Annotated in this window: 27 protein-coding genes; 13 read left to right on the top strand and 14 right to left on the bottom strand. The window is 68.2% G+C overall.

Translation table 11 applies throughout. The features are described from left to right. Positions 1-63 precede the first annotated feature (63 nt). The 7 genes from ACFSXZ_RS35005 to ACFSXZ_RS34975 form a co-directional block, all read right to left on the bottom strand. Positions 64-1,656 (bottom strand): efflux RND transporter periplasmic adaptor subunit, encoded by a 1,593-nt coding sequence (locus tag ACFSXZ_RS35005; RefSeq protein ID WP_378270200.1) that lies wholly within the window; start codon positions 1,654-1,656, stop codon positions 64-66. Then, positions 1,649-2,458 (bottom strand): DUF5666 domain-containing protein, encoded by an 810-nt coding sequence (locus ACFSXZ_RS35000; protein ID WP_378270199.1) that lies wholly within the window; start codon positions 2,456-2,458, stop codon positions 1,649-1,651. The genes ACFSXZ_RS35005 and ACFSXZ_RS35000 overlap by 8 nt, the downstream gene beginning before the upstream one ends. 10 nt (positions 2,459-2,468) lie before the next feature. Beyond that, positions 2,469-3,704, bottom strand: a complete 1,236-nt coding sequence (locus ACFSXZ_RS34995; protein ID WP_378270197.1) for an ABC transporter permease — start codon at positions 3,702-3,704, stop codon at positions 2,469-2,471. Next, positions 3,701-4,471, bottom strand: coding sequence for an ABC transporter ATP-binding protein (locus ACFSXZ_RS34990; protein ID WP_378270195.1), 771 nt, complete (start codon positions 4,469-4,471; stop codon positions 3,701-3,703). The genes ACFSXZ_RS34995 and ACFSXZ_RS34990 overlap by 4 nt, the downstream gene beginning before the upstream one ends. Position 4,472: 1 nt before the next feature. Beyond that, on the bottom strand, positions 4,473-5,735 hold the full coding sequence (locus ACFSXZ_RS34985) for an efflux RND transporter periplasmic adaptor subunit (protein WP_378270193.1): 1,263 nt from the start codon (positions 5,733-5,735) through the stop codon (positions 4,473-4,475). 95 nt (positions 5,736-5,830) lie between these two features. Next, on the bottom strand, positions 5,831-6,859 hold the full coding sequence (gene trpS, locus ACFSXZ_RS34980; protein WP_378270191.1) for a tryptophan--tRNA ligase: 1,029 nt from the start codon (positions 6,857-6,859) through the stop codon (positions 5,831-5,833). An 84-nt stretch (positions 6,860-6,943) separates the two neighbouring features. Beyond that, positions 6,944-7,288, bottom strand: coding sequence for a hypothetical protein (locus tag ACFSXZ_RS34975; protein ID WP_378270190.1), 345 nt, complete (start codon positions 7,286-7,288; stop codon positions 6,944-6,946). A gap of 229 nt (positions 7,289-7,517) precedes the next feature. Between ACFSXZ_RS34975 and ACFSXZ_RS34970 the strand changes: the two genes are divergently transcribed. From ACFSXZ_RS34970 to ACFSXZ_RS34935, 8 genes are all read left to right on the top strand, one after another. Further along, the gene (locus tag ACFSXZ_RS34970; protein ID WP_378270189.1) at positions 7,518-7,742 is read left to right on the top strand and encodes a DUF2277 family protein; all 225 of its coding nucleotides are present in this window, start codon (positions 7,518-7,520) and stop codon (positions 7,740-7,742) included. Between the two features lie 234 nt (positions 7,743-7,976). After that, positions 7,977-8,570, top strand: coding sequence for an ArsR/SmtB family transcription factor (locus tag ACFSXZ_RS34965; protein WP_378270188.1), 594 nt, complete (start codon positions 7,977-7,979; stop codon positions 8,568-8,570). A gap of 4 nt (positions 8,571-8,574) precedes the next feature. After that, the gene (locus tag ACFSXZ_RS34960; protein ID WP_378270187.1) at positions 8,575-9,273 is read left to right on the top strand and encodes an SRPBCC family protein; all 699 of its coding nucleotides are present in this window, start codon (positions 8,575-8,577) and stop codon (positions 9,271-9,273) included. After that, positions 9,270-9,734 (top strand): NUDIX domain-containing protein, encoded by a 465-nt coding sequence (locus ACFSXZ_RS34955; RefSeq protein WP_378270186.1) that lies wholly within the window; start codon positions 9,270-9,272, stop codon positions 9,732-9,734. Before ACFSXZ_RS34960 ends, ACFSXZ_RS34955 begins: the two co-directional genes overlap by 4 nt. Before the next feature lie 11 nt (positions 9,735-9,745). Continuing rightward, a complete protein-coding gene (locus ACFSXZ_RS34950; RefSeq protein WP_378270185.1) occupies positions 9,746-10,456 on the top strand; it encodes an SRPBCC family protein in 711 nt (236 codons plus the stop codon). 109 nt (positions 10,457-10,565) lie between these two features. After that, positions 10,566-11,006 (top strand): MarR family winged helix-turn-helix transcriptional regulator, encoded by a 441-nt coding sequence (locus ACFSXZ_RS34945; protein WP_378270184.1) that lies wholly within the window; start codon positions 10,566-10,568, stop codon positions 11,004-11,006. A 247-nt stretch (positions 11,007-11,253) separates the two neighbouring features. Then, a complete protein-coding gene (locus ACFSXZ_RS34940; RefSeq protein WP_378270183.1) occupies positions 11,254-12,045 on the top strand; it encodes an alpha/beta fold hydrolase in 792 nt (263 codons plus the stop codon). 32 nt (positions 12,046-12,077) lie between these two features. Further along, positions 12,078-12,836: an MBL fold metallo-hydrolase gene (locus ACFSXZ_RS34935; protein ID WP_378270182.1), complete on the top strand. Its 759-nt coding sequence runs from the start codon at positions 12,078-12,080 to the stop codon at positions 12,834-12,836. A 15-nt stretch (positions 12,837-12,851) separates the two neighbouring features. Here ACFSXZ_RS34935 and ACFSXZ_RS34930 read toward each other — a convergent pair whose 3' ends face one another. After that, positions 12,852-13,661, bottom strand: coding sequence for an exodeoxyribonuclease III (locus ACFSXZ_RS34930; protein WP_378270448.1), 810 nt, complete (start codon positions 13,659-13,661; stop codon positions 12,852-12,854). A 225-nt stretch (positions 13,662-13,886) separates the two neighbouring features. Between ACFSXZ_RS34930 and ACFSXZ_RS34925 the strand changes: the two genes are divergently transcribed. After that, complete coding sequence (locus ACFSXZ_RS34925; protein WP_378270181.1) at positions 13,887-14,138, top strand: hypothetical protein; 252 nt, start codon at positions 13,887-13,889, stop codon at positions 14,136-14,138. An 86-nt stretch (positions 14,139-14,224) separates the two neighbouring features. Here ACFSXZ_RS34925 and ACFSXZ_RS34920 read toward each other — a convergent pair whose 3' ends face one another. Together ACFSXZ_RS34920 and ACFSXZ_RS34915 are read right to left on the bottom strand one after the other, a co-directional pair. Beyond that, positions 14,225-14,545, bottom strand: a complete 321-nt coding sequence (locus tag ACFSXZ_RS34920; protein ID WP_378270180.1) for an SH3 domain-containing protein — start codon at positions 14,543-14,545, stop codon at positions 14,225-14,227. A 190-nt stretch (positions 14,546-14,735) separates the two neighbouring features. Further along, positions 14,736-15,959, bottom strand: a complete 1,224-nt coding sequence (locus tag ACFSXZ_RS34915; protein ID WP_378270178.1) for an NADP-dependent isocitrate dehydrogenase — start codon at positions 15,957-15,959, stop codon at positions 14,736-14,738. A 318-nt stretch (positions 15,960-16,277) separates the two neighbouring features. Between ACFSXZ_RS34915 and ACFSXZ_RS34910 the strand changes: the two genes are divergently transcribed. Continuing rightward, positions 16,278-17,117: an LLM class F420-dependent oxidoreductase gene (locus tag ACFSXZ_RS34910; protein WP_378270176.1), complete on the top strand. Its 840-nt coding sequence runs from the start codon at positions 16,278-16,280 to the stop codon at positions 17,115-17,117. Between the two features lie 233 nt (positions 17,118-17,350). Here ACFSXZ_RS34910 and ACFSXZ_RS34905 read toward each other — a convergent pair whose 3' ends face one another. After that, a complete protein-coding gene (locus ACFSXZ_RS34905; RefSeq protein ID WP_378270174.1) occupies positions 17,351-17,689 on the bottom strand; it encodes a hypothetical protein in 339 nt (112 codons plus the stop codon). 58 nt (positions 17,690-17,747) lie between these two features. Here ACFSXZ_RS34905 and ACFSXZ_RS34900 point away from each other — a divergent pair, with 58 nt between their 5' ends. Then, positions 17,748-18,320 (top strand): HhH-GPD-type base excision DNA repair protein, encoded by a 573-nt coding sequence (locus tag ACFSXZ_RS34900; protein ID WP_378270172.1) that lies wholly within the window; start codon positions 17,748-17,750, stop codon positions 18,318-18,320. A gap of 107 nt (positions 18,321-18,427) precedes the next feature. Here the strand turns inward: ACFSXZ_RS34900 and ACFSXZ_RS34895 are convergent, their stop codons facing one another. Next, entirely contained in the window at positions 18,428-18,688 is a 261-nt protein-coding gene (locus tag ACFSXZ_RS34895) for a Prokaryotic metallothionein (protein WP_378270171.1), read from the bottom strand. 43 nt (positions 18,689-18,731) lie between these two features. Then, a complete protein-coding gene (gene asnB, locus ACFSXZ_RS34890) occupies positions 18,732-20,252 on the bottom strand; it encodes an asparagine synthase (glutamine-hydrolyzing) (protein WP_378270170.1) in 1,521 nt (506 codons plus the stop codon). Positions 20,253-20,492: 240 nt separating this feature from the next. Between asnB and ACFSXZ_RS34885 the strand changes: the two genes are divergently transcribed. Next, positions 20,493-20,681 (top strand): DUF1918 domain-containing protein, encoded by a 189-nt coding sequence (locus ACFSXZ_RS34885; RefSeq protein WP_378270168.1) that lies wholly within the window; start codon positions 20,493-20,495, stop codon positions 20,679-20,681. Here ACFSXZ_RS34885 and ACFSXZ_RS34880 read toward each other — a convergent pair. Further along, positions 20,600-21,835, bottom strand: a complete 1,236-nt coding sequence (locus ACFSXZ_RS34880; protein WP_378270166.1) for an MFS transporter — start codon at positions 21,833-21,835, stop codon at positions 20,600-20,602. The two genes, ACFSXZ_RS34885 and ACFSXZ_RS34880, sit on opposite strands and share 82 nt — an antisense overlap. 91 nt (positions 21,836-21,926) lie before the next feature. Between ACFSXZ_RS34880 and ACFSXZ_RS34875 the strand changes: the two genes are divergently transcribed. Further along, the gene (locus ACFSXZ_RS34875) at positions 21,927-22,235 is read left to right on the top strand and encodes an ArsR/SmtB family transcription factor (protein WP_378270164.1); all 309 of its coding nucleotides are present in this window, start codon (positions 21,927-21,929) and stop codon (positions 22,233-22,235) included. Positions 22,236-22,314 lie beyond the last annotated feature (79 nt).

The following is a 22,314-nucleotide window of genomic DNA, read 5'->3' as shown; positions in this document are numbered from 1 at the left end:
AAATTAGCCGTGCCATCGGGAGGCCACAACTTGTGCACCTAACGACTTGGCATACGACCCTCGTCAGCGTCCGCCGCCACCTGCCCCGCCGGGTGCGCCGCCCCGCTGCGGCCCGCCGCCACCGCCACCGCCGACCAGGCCCCGCGCGTTGGTGTTGGAGGTCGGCAACGGCTGGCTCAGATCGGCCAGCACCACCTGGTCTCCCTTCGCCAGACCGGATCGCACCTCGGCCACGGCCGCGCCGAGCACACCGACGGTGACCCGGCGGACCTCGGTCTTGTCACCGGTCAGCACGGTCACGGTCGCGGCCTGCCCGAGAAGATGCAGTGCGGAGGTCGGCACGGTCACCGAGGCGTTGGTGGTGCCGATGATGATCGACACCGACGCCGTGGCACCGGGGAAGAGCGCCGGCGCGGAATCCGGCAGCGAGATCGTTACCGGGTAACTCGGTGAGCCGGACGACGTCGTGGTGGACAACAGCCCGATCGACGTCACCTGGCCCGTGATCGGCGTGGCGCTGCCATCCGGCGTCACGCTCGCCTGCTGACCGGGTTTGATCTGGCCGGCGGCGGTGTCGCTCACCGCCGTGGTCACCTGGTTCGCGCCGGGCCCGATCACCACGATGTGCTGCTGACCGGCATTCTGGCCGACCGTGAAGCCGATCTGCGCGACGGTCCCGTCGATGGGACTGACCAGGGTCGACGCCGCGAGATTCTGTTGCGCGACCGCCACCTGCGCGTCCGCCGCGTCGATGGCGGCCTGGTCGGCCGCGAGCTGTTCGGCGGAAATGACCTTCGTCGCCGACGAGCCACCCGACTGCGACTTCGAAGCGCCGCCGCCCGAGGACCCACTCCCGCCGGGCGCGGTTTTCGGCGAAGAACCGGGCGGCTGAGGGGTTTTCGGCGCCGTACCGCCTCCCGACGGTGTCGAGGACAGTTTCGCGAGCGTTGCGGAAAGCGCTTTCTCAGCGTCGGCGAGCTTCTGCTCGTCGGTGGCCGTGGTGTGCTGGGCGTCCTGCGCCTGCTGGATCGCCGTGGTGCAGGAATCCACCTGGTTCTGCGTCGGCGGGTTCGTGGTGGTGGTGGTGGTGTCCGTGGCCGGCTGGACGATCGGCTGGCACGCCTTCTGCTGCGCGCTGATCGCGGCCGATGCCGCCGTCAGGTCGAGGTCGACCTGGTGCTGGGCGGCGGTGACGGCATCCTGTTGTGTCTTCAGGTCGGGCGGTGCGGGGGCCGCCGCGACATAGAGCGCCGGAGCGACACGGCCACCACCACCGCTCGTGGCGGCGGAACCCTGCCCCGACTGGTCGGCGGCGAGCCTCGCCTGCGCGGTGGCCAAAGCGGACTGCGCGGACGCGAGCTGGCCCTCCAACGTGGTGGTGTCGAGCTGTGCGAGTGTCTGCCCCGCGTGCACCTGCTGGCCCACCTGGACGGGAACGGCGGAAACCTGGCCGGAGCCGGGAAACGACACCGTCGCCCGGCTGATCGGCTGGATCGTGCCGGTCTCGTCGAGAGTCGCGGTCACCACGCCGGGGCCCACCGTGGCGGTCCGGTACCCCCCGGCCGTCGACCCGGACGAAGCCCACACCGCGGTGCCGCCGCCGGCGACCACCAGGACCCCGGCGATCAGAGCGATCCGGCGAAAGCGCTTAGCCATTCCCGTTTCCTGTCCCGTTCCCGCCGCCGTTGCCGCGCTGACGTCCACCGGCTCCGCCGACCGTGCACCCGTTCGGCCCCGCCTGGCTGATCGCGATGGTCCTCGCGGTCACCGCGCCGGTGTCGTCGGTCTGCCCGGTCGCCGCGACGCACTCACCGACCTTCAACGCGCTCGCGTCGGCGGAAGCGGTTTTGCCGTAGGTGGTTCCGCTGTCCACGGTCACCTGCACGTCACTGGTGGCACCGGTCTGCCGGTTGTCCTCTTCAACGGTGAACCCGGTGCTCGTCACGGCGGTCACCTTGCCCGCCGTCGGACGCGCCTGGTTCGGCGCGCCCGACCTCGGGGCGCCCGACGGCCGCGAAGGCGGAGCACCGTTGCCGTTGCCGTTCTCCGGTCGTGCGCCACCACCCGGAGCCCCGAACCCACAGCCATTCCCGCCGGCCGCGCTGATTTCCACCGTGCGGGCCACGACAGGGCTGCCGGTACCGGCGACCAGGACACACGAGCCCACGGTCACGTCGGCCAGTGCGGCCGCGGTCTGCTGCGAGAACACGGTGCTGCCGGAGAATTTGACGGTCACCTGGCCGTTGGCCGGATTCTGGACCTGGATGTCCGAACCCTCGACCGCCGCGATCGTGCCCGCGGCCGCCGGGCCGCCGCGCGCGCCTCTGGCCTGACTCGGCGGTTGGCTCGCGGGCGCCCCGCTGTCGCTGCCCGACGAACCACAGGCGGCGAGTGTCAGCACGAGCGCGCTGCCCAGCACGGCGATGGCGAGCGGACGGCGGGTCCCGAACTTCGGCATATGTTTTCTCCTATTCGCTGCGCAGGGCGTCGATCGGTGCCAGCTTCGCGGCGCGGCCGGCGGGATAGACGCCGAAGACCAGTCCGATCGCGATCGCGGTGAGAATGGCGATCGCGGTGGCGGACGGCGAAATGGCGATCTGGATCGGGATGAACCGTGGCAGGATCAGCGCTCCGGCGATACCGAGCAGCACGCCCAGCAATCCTCCGGCGAGCCCGAGCGTCGACGCCTCCACCATGAACTGACGGCGGATCTCCACGGGGCTCGCCCCGACCGCCTTGCGCAGGCCGATTTCCCGGATCCGTTCGGTCACCGACACGAGCATGATGTTCATGACGCCGATCCCGCCCACCAACAGGGAAATCGCCGCGACACCGCCGAGCAGGATGGTGAGCGTCTGCGTCACCGAACTGGCCGTGCTCAGCAGGGATTCCTGGCTCGCGATGGTGAAATCCGCGGCGGTGGGCGTGGTGACGTGGTGCAGCGCCAGCAATTCCTGGTTGGCTTCCTGGTAGGCCGCAGACAAAGAATCCGATGTGGACGCTTGAAGATAGATGGCCTGCACCGAGGTGCGGTTCGCGCCACCGATCAACCGGTCCGCCGCGGTGCTGATCGGCACGATCGCCTGGTCGTCCTGGTTCTGCGCGGCCGACGATGTTCCGGTCGAATTCAGCACCCCGACGACGGTGAACGGGAGCCCGCTGATCGTCACGGTCCGCCCGACCGCGTTGGTGCCGCCGAACAACTCCTGCGCCGTCGTGGGACCGAGCACGACGTTGGCCGCCTCGCCGGTCACGTCCTCGTCGGTGAGGAACCGTCCCTCGGAAACGGTCCGTGCCCGCGCGGATTGCCACGGCGGCGTCGTGCCGACGACCGACGTCGTCCAGGTCGTCGCGCCCACGGCCAGCGACGTGCTGCGGGTGGTGGTCGGCGCCACGGCCGCGATGTCGGGCGCGACCCCCGGCGCGGCGAGCGCGGTCGCGTCGTGCAGGGTCAGCGTGGTCGCTGATCCGGCGCCGCCCCGCACCCCCGTGGTGCTCGTGGTGCTGCCCGGCGAGACCACGAGAAGATTGGTGCCGAGCGAGTTGATCGCGGAGGTCACCTGTGCCTGCGCGCCTTCGCCGAGACCGACGGTGAGAATCACCGCGCCGATCCCGATCAGGATGCCGAGCATGGTGAGCCCGGAGCGCAACCGGTGGGAACGGATCGCCTCCAGGCTGGTCCGCACGGTTTCGAGCCAGTTCATCGGGCCGCCCCCGAATCGGACTCGATGAGCCCGTCGCGCAGCCTGACCACCCGGCGGGCGTGTGCGGCGACTTCCTCTTCATGTGTGATGAGCACGATCGTGTTCCCGTCCCGGTTCAGTTCCTCGAAAACGGAGAGCACGTCGGCGGTCGCGGTCGAGTCCAGCGCACCCGTCGGCTCGTCCGCCAGCACCATGGACGGCCGGTTGACCAGCGCACGGGCGAGCGCGACCCGGGACTGCTGGCCTCCGGAGAGCTCGTTGGGCCGGTGTTCGATCCGGTCGCCGAGACCGACGCGGTCCAGCAGTTCCACCGCCCTGGCCTTGCGCTCGGCCCGGCGGACCCCCGAGTAGCACAGCGGGAGTTCGACGTTGCGCCAGGCCGCGAGCGCCGGCAGCAGGTTGAACTGCTGGAACACGAACCCGATGCGGCGGTTACGGATCGCCGCGAGGTCCATTTCGGACAGAGCGCCGACGTCCTCGCCCGCCAGCCGGTAACTACCGGTGGTGAGCAGATCCAGACAGCCGAGGATATGCATGAGCGTGGACTTGCCGGACCCGGACGGGCCCATGATCGCTACGTACTCACCGGCCTCGACGCGCAGCGAAACACCGCGCAGCGCCTCGACTTCGACCACGCCGGTCGAGTAGACCTTCCGCACGTCGCGGATGTCGATCACGGGTTCGGTGGTCGTCAGCGAACCCGAAACCGAGTTCGGCCACTCACCTTCACCCAGGATTTCCGTTGGGGGAGATGGTTTCTCCGGCATGTCAGCCACCGAGCCCGCCGAATCCGCCACCAGGCCGCCCGATTCCGCCGCCACCGACACCACCGATCCCGCCGCCGGTCCGGCCGGTTCCGCCACCCGGACCGTTACCACCGCTGGGCCTGGTCCCCGTGCCGCCACCGGCGGGCGCGGCGACGACGACCTGGTCCCCTTCGGACAGTCCGTCGACGATCTCCGTCATGCCCCCGGAAGTCATGCCGGTGGTGACCGGCTTGCTCACCTGCTGCTGCCCGCTCATCACCTCGACCGTGGTCTTCCCGCCGGTGTAGTGCACCGCGGCGCTCGGCACGGCCAGCACATCGGTGAGCTGCTTGACGACGATCGAGACGGTGGCGCCCGCGCCCGCGATCAGGCCCGGCGGGTTGCCGGTCACGCTGATGGTGATGGGGTAGCTCGGCACCGAGGAGGAACCCGAGGCCATCACCGCGACCGAGGTGACCGTCCCGTAGACCGGCGTCGTCGAGCCGTTCGGGGTGATCACGGCCTGCTCGCCGGTACGCACCTGCCCCACCTCGGTGTCGTCCACGCTCGCGTTCACCACGTAGGCGTTGGTGGAGATGACCACGATCTGCGCGGACGAAGAACTCGACGACGAAGAAGACTGCGCGGACGACCCCGAAGACTGGCTGGAACCCGCGCCGCCGCCGGCGTTTCCGTTGCCGGACTGGGAACTCGTCCCGCCGCTCTGGCTGGAGCCGGCGGAACCGCCCGCCGAGACCTGCTGCCCCACCGTGAGGTTCACCTGCGCCACCGTGCCCGCGATGGGTGAGGTCATGGTCGCTTCGTCGAGCGCGTTCTGGGCGTTGTTCACCTGGTTCTGGGCCGCCGTGATGGCCGCCTGGTCGGCGCTGACCTGCGCGGCCGACGCGCTGCCGGACTGATCCGAGGAAAGCTTCGACTGGGCCGAGGCGAGCGTCGACTGGGCTTGCGCCAGCGACGCCGACAACGACGCGGACTGCACCGTGGCCAGTTGCTGGCCCGCGGTGACCTGCTGGCCCACCGTCGCCGCGACCGAGGTCACCTGACCGGACACGCCGAAGTTCAGATCACTGCGCTGAGCGGGCTGGATGGTGCCCGAGGAGGACACGGTCTGCCGAAGCGTGGTCACGCTCGCCGGGACCAGCCGATAGCTCGGCGCCGCGGTGGTCGGCCGCGTGCCGAACCAGATGGCCACCCCGGCGGCGACCACGACGATGACGGCGACCGACACGACGAGCCGTCGCTTCTTCAGAAGTCTCGCGAGCACTGCCGAAGCATCGCGGGCGTTTCTGAAACAGATCTGAGAACGACCTGTGGGTTCCTGTGAATCCGTTGTGCGCGAGCGTCGCGGCGCCGCGACCGCTAGTGGGCGGCAGGCAGGAAACCGATCCGGTCGTAGACCAGCGAAAGGGTCTCCGAGGCCACGGCCCGGGCCCGTTCCGCGCCCCTGGCGAGCACCTTGTCCAGCTCCGCGACATCGTCCAAATAGGATCGGACACGTTCCTGAAAAGGCGTCACGAATTGGACGAGAACCTCGGCAAGATCCTTCTTCAGATCACCGTAGCCCTTGTCCGAGTATGCCGCTTCCAACTCGGCCGTCGACCGGCCCGCGAGTGCCGAATAAATGGTCAGCAGGTTGGACACGCCGGCCTTGTGCTCGGGATCGAAAACGATCTCGCGGCCGGTGTCGGTGACCGCCGAGCGGATCTTCTTGGCGGACCTCTTGGGGTCGTCGAGCAGTTCGATGAGCCCGTTCTGCGACGAGGCCGACTTGCTCATCTTCGACTCCGGATCCTGGAGGTCGAAGATCTTCGCGGTGTCGGCGACGATGTAGGGCTCGGGCACGACGAAGGTCTTGCCGAAACGGTGGTTGAAGCGCTGCGCGAGGTTCCGTGAAAGTTCCAGGTGCTGGCGCTGGTCCTCGCCGACCGGGACCGCGTTCGCCTGATAGACGAGGATGTCCGCGGCCTGCAGGATCGGATAGGTGAACAGGCCCACGCTGGCCCGGTCGGTGCCCTGCTTGGTCGCCTTGTCCTTGAACTGCGTCATCCGGCTCGCCTCGCCGAACCCGGTCAGGCACTGCAGGACCCAGCAGAGCTGGGCGTGCTCGGGAACCTGGCTCTGGACGAACAGGGCGCTGCGGTCGGGGTCGACGCCGAGGGCGAGCAACTGGGCCGCCGAGGCGCGGGTCCGTTCACGCAGCACCTTCGGGTCCTGTTCGACCGTGATCGCGTGCAGATCGACGACCATGTAGAAGGTGTCGTGGGTGTCCTGGAGCCGGACCCACTGGCGGACGGCGCCGAGGTAGTTGCCGAGATGGAAGGAGTCGGCGGTCGGCTGGATCCCGGAGAGCACCCGTAACCGGGCGTCGTTTTCCCTGACGTCGGACACGCCGCTAATCCTCTCAGGCGTTCCGGCGCGCGGCGCACGAAGGTGGTGCAAGGGGCTTGGCGGTCCGTGGAGCGCCGGAAAGACTCAGGCTGAGCGCCGGTAGGGGGTCAGCGTGGGCTCGTCGCTGTCGGCGACGACGGCGGGCGGCTCGACGGGCCGGTTCGCCTCCGCGGCCGCGGCCTGGGACTTGCGACGCTGCCGCACCACGCCGAGCGCCATCCCGATGAGGCCGAGCGCGACGGCCGCGAGACCGACCGGGCCCAGCAGCCCGAACGCGGTGAGGTCGGCTTCGACCGGCACCGAGCCGCTGTCCGCGGCGCCGGCGGTGGCTCCGCTCGCCAGAACGACCGCGATCACGGCAGGCGCGATCACGGCGGCCCGGAGCAGGCAAGGACCGGTAGGGCCGGGTGAAGGTGTTCGGTTGTGCACCGTGGTGCCTCCCGGGACGAGACTGTCGTTCCGAACTGCGTCACCCTAACGGGTGGATGTGCCAGGAAGAAAACTACTCAGCGTGTCAAGACCGATCGTTTTCGATCACCAGGCGGGGCAGACACTAGCGTCCGGCCGAGTGCCCGGCGCACCCGGTCCCCCCGACCCGCGTGACCACAGGGCCGGACGACGGCAGACAACCAGAGGGGCAGCGGCGGACAATACGGGCATGTGCCGCAGCATCAAGACCCTCCGCCCGCCCTACGCCGAGGCGGTCACCAGCACCGACATCCGCGCCGCCGCCCTGCAGTACGTCCGCAAGGTCTCCGGCTTCCACCGTCCGGCCGCACACAACGCCGCCGCCTTCGAGCGCGCCGTCGCCGCCATCGAAGAGGCCACCGCCGAACTGCTCGGCACCCTCGAGGTACGCGGCGCCCCACACCCCCCGGCTTAGCCACGGATGATCCGGAGGAAGGAGCGTTTACTCGGCCGGAGGCGGCAGCGGCGAGGGACCACCCGCAAGAGTTTTCCGCCGGAGGCCGCTGCACGCGGCCGGACACGCTTTTCGTCCGGCCGCCGATCGACACGGATGATCCGTAGTAAACGCTCCTTGCTCCACCAACCACCAGGACGCACCGACAGCTTTAACTGTCTTGACAACTTTTATTTTCGGTGCGAACCTACTCCCATGCTCGAAGTCGCCGTGATCGATGACCCGGCAGCCGCCGAGGTCTCCCTGGACCCGGTGCGCGCCCGGCTTCTCGCCGCACTGGCCGAGCCCGCCTCGGCCAGCACCCTCGCGGCCCGCGTCGGGCTCGCCCGGCAAAAGGTCAACTACCATCTGCGCGCGCTCGAACGGCACGGTCTGATCGAACTGGTCGAGGAGCGCCGCAAGGGCAATGTCACCGAGCGGGTGCTGCGGGCCACCGCGGCCTCGTACGTGATCTCCCCGGCGGCCCTCGCCGCGGTCGCCCCCGACCCGGGCCGTGCGCCCGACCAACTTTCCGCTCGGTGGCTGCTGGCGCTCGCGGCCAGGCTGGTGCGCGAACTCGGCGAACTGATCGCCGGCGCCACGGCCGCCCGCAAGCGGCTCGCCACGTATGCCATCGACGCGGAAATCCGGTTCGCCACCGCTTCGGAGCGTGCCGCCTTCGCCGAAGAACTCGGTGCCGCGGTGAAGAACCTGGTCGCCAAGTACCACGACGAGAAGGCCGCCGGTGGTCGTGACCACCGTCTGGTCGTCGCATTGCACCCCAGTCTCAAGAAGAAGGAAGAGGAGTAGAGCTGTGTCCACCGAATCCACCGAATTCGAAATCCGCCGCGAAGTCGTGCTGCCCGCCACACCCGAAGCGGTTTTCGCCGCGGTCACCAGCGGCACCGCGAACTGGATGTTCCCGGTCCCGGAAACCCCCGAGCCCCAGGCATGGGAGCCGCCGGGGCGTTACGCGGTCCGCGTCGACGGAGAAGACGGCTGGTTCAACGCGCTCGAGTACGTCATCGAAGCGCGTGAGGGCGGGACCGCGGTCCTGCGGTACGTCCACAGTGGCGTCCTCACCGACGACTGGGACAACCAGTACGACGGCGCGAGCAAGCACACCGACTTCTACCTGCACACCCTCGGGCAGTACCTCGGTCACTTCAACGGCCGCACCGCCGCCTATGTCTCGGTCAGTGGGCCGGAATCGTCGTCCGGTCCCGACTCGCTGGAGGTGCTCAAGCGCGCGCTTGGCCTGACCGGCCAGTCTCGCGAAGGCGACAAGGTCCGGTTCGACCTCCCCGGAACCGGCACCGTGGAAGCCGAGGTCGACTACCTCAACGACTATTTCGTCGGGCTCCGCTCGGCCGACGCGCTCTACCGTTTCTTCGGCCGGAATTCCTTCGGCGGCACCGTCGACGCCGCTCACCACTTGTTCGCGGAAAACGTCGACGCGGACAAGACCGAGCAGGCCTGGCAGGCCTGGCTCCAGCGGGCGTTCGCCGGGTGAGTGGCAAGCGCAGCGCCGGAATCCTGTTGTACCGCCGCGAAAACGGCATCGAGGTCCTGCTGGGGCACATGGGTGGCCCGTTCTGGTCCCGGCGGGACTCGGGGGCGTGGTCCCTGCCGAAAGGCGAGTACGAACCGGACGAGGAGCCGGAAGCCGCCGCCCGCCGGGAATTCCAGGAAGAGCTGGGGTTACCCGTGCCCGAGGGCGAACTGACCGAACTGGGCACGGTCCGCCAGTCCGGCGGCAAGGTCATCACGGCCTGGGCACTGGCCGGAGACCTCGACCCCGGCCTGGTGGTGCCCGGCACCTTCGAACTGGAATGGCCCCGCGGATCGGGGCGGATACGAGAGTTTCCCGAAATCGACCGGGCCGGCTGGTTCGATCTCGACCACGCCCAGGAGAAGATCGTCAAGGGCCAGCGGCCGTTTCTCGACCGGTTGAGCGCACTACTGGAACCGTGAGGAAGACGTCCATGACACGAGAGTTCGAGATCGCGAAGGAAGTCGAGCTCGATGCGACTCCCAGGCAGGTATGGGAGGCGATCACGACCGCCGAGGGAACCGCCGGCTGGCTGTTCACGACAGAGGACGTCCAGCCGGACGGCCCGGGTGTGATCACCTGGGACCCGCCCAGGCGCCTCGCCGTACAGACGCCGGTGGCCGATGACGGGTCCACCCAGGCTTTCGAATATCTCATCGAAGCGAGGGATGGAGGCACGGCGGTCCTCCGCTTCGTGCACAGCGGAGTCCTCGGCGACAACTGGAACGACGAGTACGAAGACATGATGGGTGCCGGCTGGGACATGTACCTGCACACCCTCGCCGAGTACCTCAAGTACTTCTCCGGACGGCAGGCCACTTTCGTCACCGTCGAAGGTCCCGCGGCTTCAGCGGAGGAAAGCGCGTGGGCGAAGCTTCCCCGCGCGCTCGGGCTGCCGGGCACGCCCGCGGTCGGCGAGAAGGTCCGGCTCACGCCGGAAGGTTTCCCGCCCATCGAAGGAGTCGTGGACTACACCGGGCCTTCCTTCCTCGGCGTCCGCGCCGACGACGCGATCTACCGTTTCCACGGCCGGTCACAACTGGGGGCGCCCGTCGCGATCGGTCATCACCTCTACCGGCCCGGCGTGGACCAGGAGAAGGAGCGGGACACCTGGCGATCCTGGCTCGAACGCGCCTTCGCCTGATTCGGCGGAAGGTGCGCCACCGCAACCGGCACCCGGCCAGGGTGCCGGTTGCGCGATTCAACACCTTGATATAAGGTTGTTTATATCGAGCCGGACGGAGGGGTTCACCATGAAGAGCGGGGAGTCCCACGGCACCATGACCGTCTCACTGCGAGAGATCGGACTCGCCGTCAAGCGTCTCCAATGGCGGCATCATCGCGAGGGGAACGCTCGGCTCGCGGAGATCGGGTTGTCACTGCCGCAGTGGGATGTGTTACGTCATGCGGCAGCCAACCCGGAAGCCTCGGGTCACGAACTGGCCGTGCTGACGTTCCAGTCGGATCAGGCGTTCGGCACGATGGCCAACCGGATGATCGCCAAGGGTTTGCTGGTGCGCGTGCAGGGACACGGGCGGGCGATGCATTACCGGCTGACGCCCGCCGGCGAGGACGCCCGGCGCGCCGGAGCGGCAATCCTCGACGAGGTTATGACCGGCAGTATCGGACAGCTTTCCCCTACTGAACAGGCCACGCTCCACTCGCTGCTGGTGAAGGCGACCGGCAGGCTCTAAGCAGTGTTTCGAAGGCGCGCGATCGGATTTGCGTAGACGGGCCGTGGCTCTCGTCGTCGGCCTGCCTGGGCAGGTAGGCGGCCCGCCTCCGAAAATCCGAGGCCTTCGGCACCCGCGCGCGGCTACTCACCTCGTGCGGAAACACGGGCTTTCGAAACAGGCACTAGCCCGCAGTCCCGCCCCGGCAGGGGTTACGACTGCACTATGAATAAACAAGTTTATATAAATCACTTGAATAGGAGTTGTCATGGCCACCACCGTCGCCGCGGGAGCCCTGCGGCCAACAAGGACGACCACCGCCACCTTCGGCGGCGCGGACGTCACCTACCTCGACACCGACCGGACACGGCCGTTTCTCCTGCTGCACGGCGGGGGCGGGGTCCCCACCATGGTCGCGTTCGCCAACCTGCTCGCCGAGCGCACCCACTCCCGGGTGCTGCTGCCCACCCACCCCGGGTTCGGCGGCACCCCACGCCCGGACGGACTGGCGTCCACCCGGGACCTCGCCCGGCTGTATGTCGACATGCTCGACAGCCTCGGCCTGGACGACGTCACGGTGATCGGCAGCTCCTTCGGTGGCTGGCTGGCCGCGGAAATCGCGCTGCTGGACAGCCCGAGGGTCAGCGGCGCGGTCCTGGTCGACGCGATCGGCCTCGAGGTCGACGGGCATCCGCTCACCGATGTCTCCACTCTGACCCCCGCCGAGCTGGCCGCCCACTCGTTCCACGACCCGAGCCGGGCGGCGGCCCCTCAGACGGCCGGTGGCACCGGACCGAGCCCGGACGTCGCCGCGTTGATCGCCTACACCGGACCGGCCATGGCCGACCCGACGCTGCTCGGCCGGTTGTCCGAACTCGACCTTCCCGTGCACGTGATCTGGGGCGAGAGCGACGGCATCGTCGATGTCGCGCACGGACAGGCATTCGCCGACGCGATCCCGATGGCACACCTGACCGTGCTGCCCCGCTCCGGCCACCTTCCCACGGTCGAGACGCCCGAGGAACTGCTCGGTGCGATCTGGGACCTCGGCCGCGACTGAACCCCTCCCCTCAACAAGAAAGGCAACCCATCATGAACTCGTCCCTCACCGTCACCCGCATCGGCCACGCCTGCCACCTCATCCAGATCGGTGACATCCGGATCCTCACCGACCCGTGGTTCACCACCAACTCCCACTACCGCCAGGGCGAGCCGGTGGCCACGGCGGTCGCCGACCTCGGCCCCGTCGACGCCCTCGTGGTCAGCCACGAGCACTACGACCACTGCGACCTGGACGCCCTCGTGGCCGGCGGGTTCGACCTCGACACCCCGCTGGTGGGACCCGGCACGGTCACCACCATCGCCACCGCGAAGGGATTTCGCGACACCCGCACCATCGAAGCCTGGGAGTCGAACCGAGTCGGAAGCGACCTGCTGGTCACCGCCGCACCCGCCCAGCACGGAGTGCATGAGGTCACCTTCGTCATCCAGGCCGGCGGCCGCACGGTCTATTTCGGCGGCGACTCACTGCGGGTTCCGGAACTCGACGAGATCCCCGAACGGTTCGGCGCCGTCGACCTCGCCCTGCTGCCCACCAACGGCCTCTGCGTGCGCCCCCTGGACCTGCGGCAGGTCGTCATGAACGCGGAGGAAGCAGCCGGGCTCGCCGCGGTGCTGAAGCCGACCCTCGCCGTGCCGCACCACTACGCGTTCCACAGTGGATGGCTCGGTGACCGGATGATCACCAAAGGCGACACCGACCCGCGGCACTTCTCCGACGCCCTCGCCCGGATCGCGCCGGAGGTGGCGGTCCGCCTGGTCACCCCCGGTACCCCCGTGCGCGTGCTGTGACCGGAGTTCGGCGCCTCACCGAGGGAAGCGCCAGTCGAAGGTCGCGGTGACCGGGGCGTGGTCGGACCACCGGCGGTCGTAGCTGTCGGCTCGTTCGACGACCACCGAGGTGCATCGCTCCGCCAGACCCGGTGTGGCACACACGAGATCGATACGCCAGCCCGCGTCGTTGTCGAACGCCTTGCCCCGGTAGGACCACCACGTATACGGGCCGGGCCCCACCGGATCGACCTTGCGCTGGACGTCCACGTAACCTGCCTCGTCGAACACCCGGCCCAGCCAGGCACGTTCCTCCGGCAGGAAGCCCGAGTTCTTCTGGTTTCCCTTCCAGTTCTTGAGGTCCGCTTCGGCATGCGCGATGTTCCAGTCACCGGCCACGATCACCTCCGCGCCGGCCGCTTCCGCCTTTCCGCGGAGCTCGACGAGATACGGCAGGAAGGCCGCCATGAACCTTTCCTTCTCGTCCTGGCGCGGAGTGCCCACGTCACCGCTGGGCAGATACAGGCTGGCCACGACGAGTCCCGGGAGGTGCACCTCGAGGTACCGCCCACTGTCGTCGAACTCGGTCTCGCCGAAACCGGTGCGGACGAACTCCGGCTCGATCCGGCTGTACACCGAAACACCGTTGCGTCCCGGCGTCGCGCAGGGCGCGTGCCGCACGTGCCAGCCCTCCGGAGCGACCACGGCGGCGGGCAGTTGGCTGGAGTCGGCGCGTACCTCCTGGCAGGCGATCACATCGGCCGGGCCGGCGCCCAGCCACTCGATGAAGCCTTTCTTGGCGGCGGCGCGCATGCCGTTGACGTTGACGGTCGAGACGGTGAGCACACCGGCGAGATTACCGTCGAAGCCGGTGCCTACCGCACCGGTGGGTTCACCGCGCCGGGCATTTTTCCGCGCCTTCACGCTCATCGGAGGGAGATTTCCCCTTCGATCCCAAATGTGCGCGGGAGATCGTGCGGGCCGTCCGCGCTGAATAGCATGAACACCGAGTGTAGTGAGGCGACTACGTTTCGAATCCGTTGACGAATCATGAACGGAGTCAGATCGACGATGCGAAGCGACGGAATGAGCCCGACGCGAAGAAAGGTCGCGGCCGCGGTGCTCACCCTCGGAGTGGCGGGTGGCCTCATCGCCGGCCAGGGAGTGGCTTCCGCCAGCACTGCGGACTGGGTGAACTTGAGGACGTACCCGACCAAAGAGCAATGCGTGAACGCGGGCAACGCGGGCTTCCCCGCAGGGCTGTGGATGGACTTCGAGTGCTACCGGGAAAGCGACGGATACTTGCTCTCCGTCTCGCCGTAGGACCGAGTGCGCGGCTTCGCCCCACCGGACCGGGGGTGAAGCCACGCTCTTACGATGCTTTCGCGTGGATCCGGCGCGGTTGCCGGTCAGCCGCAGTTGGCGCCGTCGACGGGCGTGAGGAACTCCGTCTTGGCCCACTTGTTCTCGGCGAGTTTCCGGAACCCGTTCTGCACCACCGGCTCGGCGGCGGTCTGGGCGTTTTGGTTGAACATGCCGACGATCGGGGCGTTGGGATCGGGCGCGGCGCGGACGTTGAGCACGTCGGCGGTCACGGTCATCTTGCACCCGGTCGAACCACCGGTGGCTCCCTGCGACTTGTCCTTGTCCGCGCCCAGCAGATAGATCAGGACGATACCCAGCAGTACCGCGAAGATGATCAAGGTCCGCTTCGGAACACCCAGGATCACGGACACTCCCCGCTGATACCCGACAACTCTCCGCACAAGAATAACGACGCTGTCTCCCCGGCCGACAGTCCGGAACGGCGAAACCACCCACTAGCGCCAACGCCCGACGAGGATTCGCTACCCGTGGTGACGCTGTGGTGAGCGGAGATTCCGAGGGCGCTTCGCGCGGGCGAAGCGCCCTCGTGGGAGATCAGCCCTGGCCGATCTTCTTGGCCAGGTTCGCGTCCAGCGTCGCGAGGAACTCCTCGGTGGTCTGGTACGGCTGCTCCTTGCCCACCAGCAGCGCGAGGTCCTTGGTCATCTTGCCGCTCTCGACGGTCTCGATGACGACCTGCTCCAGCTTGTTCGCGAAACCGACCAGTTCCGAGTTGCCGTCGAGCTTGCCGCGGTGCTCGAGCCCACGGGTCCACGCGAAGATGGACGCGATCGGGTTGGTCGAGGTCGGCTTGCCCTGCTGGTGTTGCCGGTAGTGCCGGGTCACCGTGCCGTGCGCGGCCTCGGCCTCCACGGTCCTGCCGTCCGGGGTGCGGAGCACCGAGGTCATCAGCCCCAGCGAGCCGAAGCCCTGAGCGACGGTGTCGGACTGGACGTCACCGTCGTAGTTCTTCGCGGCCCACACGTAGCCGCCCTCCCACTTGAGCGCCGCGGCGACCATGTCGTCGATCAACCGGTGCTCGTAGGTGAGGCCCTTGGCGTCGAAGTCCGTCTTGTACTCGTTGTCGAAGATCTCCTGGAACACGTCCTTGAACATGCCGTCGTAGGCCTTGAGGATCGTGTTCTTCGTGGAGAGGTACACGGGAAGACCGCGGTCGAGGCCGTACTGGAGCGACGCGCGCGCGAAGTCCTCGATCGAGGCGCGGTAGTTGTACATCGCCATGGCCACGCCGCCGCCCTCCGGGTACCGGGCGACCTCGATCTCCATCGGCTCCGAACCGTCGTCCGGCGTGTAGGTGACGGTCACCGTGCCGGGACCGGGCACCTTGAAGTCGGTGGCCTTGTACTGGTCACCGTGGGCGTGACGGCCGATGATGATCGGCTTCGTCCAGCCGGGCACCAGCCGCGGGATGTTGGAGATGACGATCGGCTCACGGAAGATCACCCCGCCGAGGATGTTCCGGATGGTGCCGTTGGGACTCCGCCACATCTTCTTGAGGCCGAACTCCTCCACGCGCGCCTCGTCCGGCGTGATGGTGGCGCACTTGACGCCGACACCGTGCTTCTTGATCGCGTTCGCGGCGTCGATGGTGATCTGGTCGTCGGTGCGGTCCCGCTCCTCGATCCCCAGGTCGTAGTACTCCAGGTTCACATCCAGATACGGGTGGATGAGCTTGTCCTTGATGAACTGCCAGATGATGCGGGTCATCTCATCGCCGTCGAGTTCGACGACGGTGCCCTCGACCTTGATCTTGGCCATGAGCGGGGGTGCTCCTCTCGCGGGTCCTCGCGTCCTTTTTCACCCTATGTTTGCGGTACAAGCGTACTGCTATCAGGCAGTCAAGCTCCCAGTGGTGACGAACACACCTGGTTGCCCGTACATGTTTCCGCCCGGCGAAAACGGCTGGGTGAAGCCGCGGCCGGCACGCCCGCACAGAGCACGGCGTCGCAACCACGAAGATTACAGCGCCAGGCCGGACCCGTGGTTTCGCGGACCATCACTTCGTCAACACCGATCGCCACCCCCGGTGTGGCGTAGGTTTCACCGCGCAGTGCCTACGAGGTGAGGAGGAGCGGCGTGCGCTTCGGGATCAAGACCAGGCCGGAACACACGACCTGGGAACGGATGCGGGATGTCTGGGTGGCGGCCGACGACATCGAGTTGTTCGACTCGGCGTGGAACTGGGACCACTTCTACCCCCTGAGCGGCGATCTCGCGGGCCCCAACCTGGAGGGCTGGACGATGCTCGCCGCGATGGCACAGGCGACCCGGCGGATCCGGATCGGCTGCCAGGTGGGGTGCATGATCTACCGCCACCCGGCGGTGCTGGCGAACATGGCCGCGACCATCGACATCATCGCGCAGGGACGGCTCGACCTCGGCCTCGGCGCCGGCTGGTACCAGCACGAATGCGACGCCTACGGCATCGAACTGCCGCCCCTGCGCGAGCGGTTCGACCGGTTCGACGAGGGCCTTCAGGTGATCATCAGCCTGCTCAGCAAGCCCACGACCACCTTCGAGGGCACCTACTACCAACTGACCGAGGCGCGCTGTGAGCCCAAGCCGGTCCAGCGGCCGCATCCGCCCATCGTGATCGGCGGGCGCGGGCCGAAACGGACGCTGCGCGCGGTCGCGTTGTGGGCGCAGCAGTGGAACTCCATCAACTCCAGCGTGGCCGAATGGCAGGCACTGAAGGAGACGCTCCTGGTCCGCTGCGACGAGGTGGGGCGTAACCCGGAGGAGATCATCTGCTCGGTGAACGTCATGATCGACCCCGAGCGCGGGATCGGCCCGGCCGTCGAGGAGGTGGCGGGCTACCGCGAGGCCGGCGCCGATCTGGTGATCATGAACCTGCCCCACCGGGCGGAACCGTCCCTGCTCGAGCCGCTGGCCGAGGCCCTCGCCCCCCTCGCCTGAGCGGGACACCGCCGACGAGGAAGAGGGCGTCCGCCGCGAGTGACGACAGCGGACGCCTCTGCTTGGACCGCACCAGCCATACGGTCCAAGCCGACCGCGATGCCCCGCCTGAGGGAGCGTCACCGGCAGGTACGGCCCGACCCCGCATCCCGGTTCAAGCCTTTACCGCACGCGGAAACGCCGGCGATCGCTTTGACCGCCGAACGACAATCAGCGAGACCGTGGTCGTCGCTTCAGTTTCGTTGGAGTTCCTCGCGAGCGACGCGGCGGGCGATCTCTTCGACCTCAGCGGGCGTGATGCCACTGGAGTCGCGCCTGTGTACGGCCTGAGTGAGGAGCCGTCGGACGAGTGCGGATGTGGGAATGTGCTCGTCGGCCGCCCGGCGTCGCAACTCGGCGTCGAGGGACCGGCTGATGCGCAGGTGGAGTGAAACGTCGAGGGCGGCGGCGTTTTCGGCTACCTCGGCTTCAGTCGCTTCGATTTCTTCATCGGCGATCTGGGCGCGGATGGCGTCGTGTCGAGCCCGGCGGGCCGACTTGACGGGTCGGTCATGTAGCACATTGCGGAACAACGTGCCACGGTCGCGCCATGGAGGCGATGCCGGCGGCCGACCGTGCGACGATGTGTCCATGTCGAAGACGCTGCGCCTGACCGGTGATCCCGACGCCGACAAACTGCTGTCGGAGGATCCGTTCGCACTGCTCACCGGGATGCTCCTGGATCAGCAGATCGCGATGGAGGTCGCCTTCGCGGGCCCGAAGAAGATCGCGGACCGGATGGGCGGATTCAGCGTCACCAAGATCGCGGACTCCGACGAGGAGGAGTTCGTCGAACTGTGCGTGGTCAAACCGGCGATCCACCGTTACGGCGGGTCCATGGCGCGGCGGGTGCACGCGCTGGCCCGGCATGTCGTGGAGAACCACGACGGGCGCACCGACGCGATCTGGACGGAGGGCGACCCTGACGGCCCCGAGGTCCTGCGCCGGTTGAAGGCGCTGCCCGGCTACGGCGACCAGAAGGCCCGGATCTTCCTCGCGCTGCTGGGCAAACAACTCGGCGTGCGGCCACAGGGCTGGCGTGAGGCCGCGGGGGCCTACGGCGAGGAGGGCTCGCACCGGTCCATCGCCGACGTCACCGGCCCGGAATCGCTCGCCGAGGTGCGCAGCTTCAAGAAAGCCGCGAAGGCAGCGAAGAAGGCCTGACTGCGCCGATCGTTCCCAATCCGACCACAGCCATGGCGGAAATGGGGCCCGGTAAGCGGTTCGGCTCCGGGCCGTCTCCGCCTACCTTTGGTCGGATTGGGAACCCGTCAGCCGGGGTGCGCGCCGACGGTGTCCCGAATCTGCTCGCCGAGGCGCGCATGAGCCTTGCGCGCGCAGTGCGCGCAGCAGAAGAACCGGCCTTCGACCTCCACACCGTGACCCAGAATGCGGCACCCGCAGTGCTCGCACACCGGTGCGATCCGCTGAGCCGCACATTCGAGGCTGTCGAAGGTGTGGACGTCACCGCTTTTCGTGTGGATCTCGAAGGACATCCAGTAGTCGTTTCCGCAGACGTCGCAGGTAGCCATACCTCCAGCGTGCGCGTCACCACAGGGCCCGGCAACACCTCGGTCAGGTGGTCGCGAACAACCCCAGGGTCCGGTCGGGCCGTATTCCGTCGAGTTCCTCTCGCCACAGCCGGTAGAACCCGGCTTCTTCACGAGTGCGCAGCTCGACGCCTTCGGCAACCGCTTCTTCCTGCCATGACCCCGCCGCCTCACCGACGTCGCTCAGCAGTTCCGCCAGCGCTTCCTTGGCCCCCGAGCCGTCACCGAACTGTTCCTTGCCCCGCCACAGGATCTCGTCGGGCACCCAGCCTTCGAACGCCTCCCGCAGGAGCTTCTTCTCGGGCGTCACCATCTTGTGCTCAGGGGGAATCGACAGCGCCAGCTCGATCACGTCCCGGTCCAGGAAGGGCACCCTGGCCTCCAGTCCGAACGCCATCGTCGTGCGATCGCACCGTTGGAGGTTCAGATGGTGGAGTTCACCGACGGTGCGCACCAGTTCGGCCTGGAGCGCGTCCGGGTCGGTAAAGGGATCCTCGTGGTAGTAGGAGTAACCGGCGAACAGTTCGTCCGCGCCCTCGCCGGTGAGCACGGCGTGCACCCGCTTCGACGCGTACTCCGCGAGCAACAGGTTCGGCACCGCACTACGGACCAGCGAGGGATCGAAATGCTCGATCGCGCGCACGGTGCGCGGCACCATCTCCACCACGTTTTCCCGGGTCATCACGACCTCGTGGTGTTCGGTGCCGAGATGCTCGGCCACCACGCGTGCGGCCGCGAGGTCCGAACTACCCGGGGCACCGACGGCGAACGTGGGCAGCGGCTCGCCGTTGCGCTCGGCGTACTCCGCGGCGACCGCCGCGACGATCGCCGAGTCGAGCCCACCGGAAAGGAAGACGCCGATGCCGACGTCACTCATCATCCGGTTTTCCACCGCGCTCACCACGGTTTCGCGAATCGACTTCACCAGCGTGTCGTCCCACACCCCCGGTTCCGCCGCGCGCCGCGCCGGCCGGACCCGCGCAGGGACGGCGTCGGCGAACCGGACCAGCCCGCCGTTCCGGGTCCAGCAGTAGCCCGGCGGGAAGGTCTCCACGAGGGGCCTGTCCTCCGGCTCGAACGCACGCATTTCGCTCGCGAAAAGCGTGACGTCTTCGCGACGGGCCCAATAAAGCGGCTTCACGCCGACCGAATCGCGCGCCACCAGGAACTCTCCGTCGTCGGTCAGGTACGCGAGCGCGAACATTCCCCGCAACCGGGCAAGGCCGACCGGTCCGTCCGCGATCAGCGCGTGCAGCGCCGCCTCGCTGTCGGACCCCGTTTCGAAGAGCTCGTGACCGAGCGCGTCACGAATGTGCCGATGGTTGTAGATCTCTCCGTTGACCACGAGATGAGTCGTACCGCCGGTGCCCGTCAACGGCTGGTGCCCACCGTCGACGTCCATAATGGACAGACGCTGGTGGCCGAGCCAGGCGTGGGGTCTGTGTATCTCTCCGGCGTCGTCGGGGCCTCGGTGCTTGATTCGGGACAACATCCTCCGGCAGGTCGCATCGTCGATTTCACCGACAGCGGCGACTATTCCGCACACGACTGAGTCGCACCTCCTCGCTCCGGAACGCCAGGTTACCCAATCCGGCCGAAAGCAGGCGGATACAGTCCGTAGCCGATCTGCCTACAGAGACCCGTTTCCGCCGTGGCTGCCGTCGGATTGGGTAACGAACGGCACAGCGTTGCCCGTTCAGCTCAATGTCGGGTATCGCCGGTCACGCTCACGACTCGACGACCCTGTTCCGCCGTCCTACGCTGGTCTGTGCGGAGGTGGTCGACGATGCGAGCGGCGATTGGAGACCGGATCCTCGTGCACGGACGTACGGTCGGATCCGGCGAGCAACATGGCGAGATCGTGGAGGTGCGCGGCGAGCAGGGCCGCCCGCCCTACCTGGTCAGATTCGCCGATGGGCACGAGGGACTGGTGTTTCCCGGGTCGGACTGCGAAGTCACCTCGCCCGCACGCTGAGGCGCCCACCCGAGAAAGACGGCCACCAGCCCGGACAACGTGAGCAGGGCGGCGAATTCGGGCAGCAGCAACGGATCGCCCGCGGCCATCACCAGTCCGCCGGTGACGCCGGACAGCCCCACTCCCAGATAGATGGCCGACGCGTTGAGCGAAAGGACGAGCCCGGAATTCCGCGGCGAGAGTTCGATCAGGCGGTGCTGCATCGGCGGGTTGAAGGACCACGTGCACAGACCCCAGGCGAACAGGATGGCGACCGCACCGGCGACTCCGGTCGCGACGAACGGGATCAACGCGGGCAACACGGTGGCCCCGGCCAGGATCACCATCAGCGGACGCCGTGAGCCCCACCGGTCCACCACCCGGCCGCCGATCACGTTTCCGATCGCGCCGCCGATGCCGTAGCCGAACAGCAGCACGCTGACGATGGTGCCGTGCAGGCCCGCGGTCGAGGCCAGCAGCGGAGTGATGAACGTGTACACGCTGAACGCGCCGAGGCACGCCACCACGGTGACGAACATCGCAACGAGCACCCGCGGGTCCTTCGCCGGCGCGAACCGTTGTCCGAACGGCACTCCCGGCCCGGCCGCGACCTCGGGCAGCATCGACCGGATCGCGAAGGCCCCGGCCAGCGAGAACGCCGCGACCAGCGCGAACACCATGCGGTAGCCCAGTTGCTGCGAAATCAGGGCGCCCAGCGGGACACCCAGGATCGTGGCGACGGTCAGGCCGCCGTAGACCAGCGCGACCGCTCGGCCACGCCGTTCGGGCGCGGCGAGTTCGGCCGCGACCGCACTCGCGGCCGGGGTGAACGCCGCCGCGCCGAGCGCGGTGACCATCCGCGCCAGGAGCAGCGTCACATACCCCGGCGCCACCGCGGCCAGCGCGTTGCCGATGGCGGTCACCGCCAGCGCGGCGATCAGGAGCCGCCGCCGTTCCCAGCGGCCGGTGGCCGCGGCCAGCAGCGGCGACCCGACCGCGTAAGCGATCGCGAAGACCGTCACCAGCTGGGCCGCGGCCGAGGCCGAGATCCGCAGCTCACCGGTCAGGGCGGGCAGAAGACCTGCCACGACGTAGCCGCTGGTACCGACGGCGAACGCGCCGAGCGCGAGCACGGCGGTGCGCGGGGAACCGGAGGCCGGTCGGGCACGAAGCATGATTTCCCCTTGGTTTGACAGACATCGAAGTTCGATAGTCACCGTACTACGAGACCGGCCTTAGTTCGAGGAGTGTCGTACAATGGGACGTATGAGTACGGACACGCTCGCCTGCCCCGCGCGCGAAGAGATCCACATCGAGACGGTTCTGCACGCCCTCGCCGATTCCGTGCGGCTGGAGATCGTGCGCCAACTCGCCCGGGGCGACGAAATCGCTTGCGGCGCGCTCGACGTCCCGGTGAGCAAGTCCACCCTCACCCACCACCTGCGCATCCTCCGCGAGGCCGGGATCACGACCACGCGGCAGCAAGGCACGATCCGGCTCCAGTCACTGCGCCGCGCCGACCTCGACCTGCTCTTCCCCGGGCTTCTCGACGGCGTGCTCGCCGCCAAGCGGTGATCGTTACGTAAGGATCATCACGGCCGGCCGGGGATGACAGCGCGGCACCGCCGAGTTGAGACTGAGTGCGGGACAGCTT

This window comes from Amycolatopsis pigmentata (assembly GCF_042684065.1).
In the GTDB taxonomy this organism is placed as follows: domain Bacteria; phylum Actinomycetota; class Actinomycetes; order Mycobacteriales; family Pseudonocardiaceae; genus Amycolatopsis_E; species Amycolatopsis_E pigmentata.
This window is presented reverse-complemented; position numbering and strand designations above follow the sequence as displayed.

Coding starts and splice junctions, on each gene's coding strand:
- ACFSXZ_RS34995 (WP_378270197.1), bottom strand. CDS start 3,704: ATGAACTGGCTCGAAACCGTGCGGACCAGCCTGGAGGCGATCCGTTCC.
- ACFSXZ_RS34965 (WP_378270188.1), top strand. CDS start 7,977: ATGCTCGAAGTCGCCGTGATCGATGACCCGGCAGCCGCCGAGGTCTCC.
- ACFSXZ_RS34895 (WP_378270171.1), bottom strand. CDS start 18,688: ATGGCTACCTGCGACGTCTGCGGAAACGACTACTGGATGTCCTTCGAG.
- ACFSXZ_RS34900 (WP_378270172.1), top strand. CDS start 17,748: ATGTCGAAGACGCTGCGCCTGACCGGTGATCCCGACGCCGACAAACTG.
- ACFSXZ_RS34935 (WP_378270182.1), top strand. CDS start 12,078: ATGAACTCGTCCCTCACCGTCACCCGCATCGGCCACGCCTGCCACCTC.
- ACFSXZ_RS35000 (WP_378270199.1), bottom strand. CDS start 2,458: ATGCCGAAGTTCGGGACCCGCCGTCCGCTCGCCATCGCCGTGCTGGGC.
- ACFSXZ_RS34945 (WP_378270184.1), top strand. CDS start 10,566: ATGAAGAGCGGGGAGTCCCACGGCACCATGACCGTCTCACTGCGAGAG.
- ACFSXZ_RS34940 (WP_378270183.1), top strand. CDS start 11,254: ATGGCCACCACCGTCGCCGCGGGAGCCCTGCGGCCAACAAGGACGACC.
- ACFSXZ_RS34970 (WP_378270189.1), top strand. CDS start 7,518: ATGTGCCGCAGCATCAAGACCCTCCGCCCGCCCTACGCCGAGGCGGTC.
- ACFSXZ_RS34880 (WP_378270166.1), bottom strand. CDS start 21,835: ATGCTTCGTGCCCGACCGGCCTCCGGTTCCCCGCGCACCGCCGTGCTC.
- ACFSXZ_RS34990 (WP_378270195.1), bottom strand. CDS start 4,471: ATGCCGGAGAAACCATCTCCCCCAACGGAAATCCTGGGTGAAGGTGAG.
- ACFSXZ_RS34915 (WP_378270178.1), bottom strand. CDS start 15,959: ATGGCCAAGATCAAGGTCGAGGGCACCGTCGTCGAACTCGACGGCGAT.
- ACFSXZ_RS34875 (WP_378270164.1), top strand. CDS start 21,927: ATGAGTACGGACACGCTCGCCTGCCCCGCGCGCGAAGAGATCCACATC.
- ACFSXZ_RS35005 (WP_378270200.1), bottom strand. CDS start 1,656: ATGGCTAAGCGCTTTCGCCGGATCGCTCTGATCGCCGGGGTCCTGGTG.
- ACFSXZ_RS34950 (WP_378270185.1), top strand. CDS start 9,746: ATGACACGAGAGTTCGAGATCGCGAAGGAAGTCGAGCTCGATGCGACT.
- ACFSXZ_RS34925 (WP_378270181.1), top strand. CDS start 13,887: ATGCGAAGCGACGGAATGAGCCCGACGCGAAGAAAGGTCGCGGCCGCG.
- ACFSXZ_RS34885 (WP_378270168.1), top strand. CDS start 20,493: ATGCGAGCGGCGATTGGAGACCGGATCCTCGTGCACGGACGTACGGTC.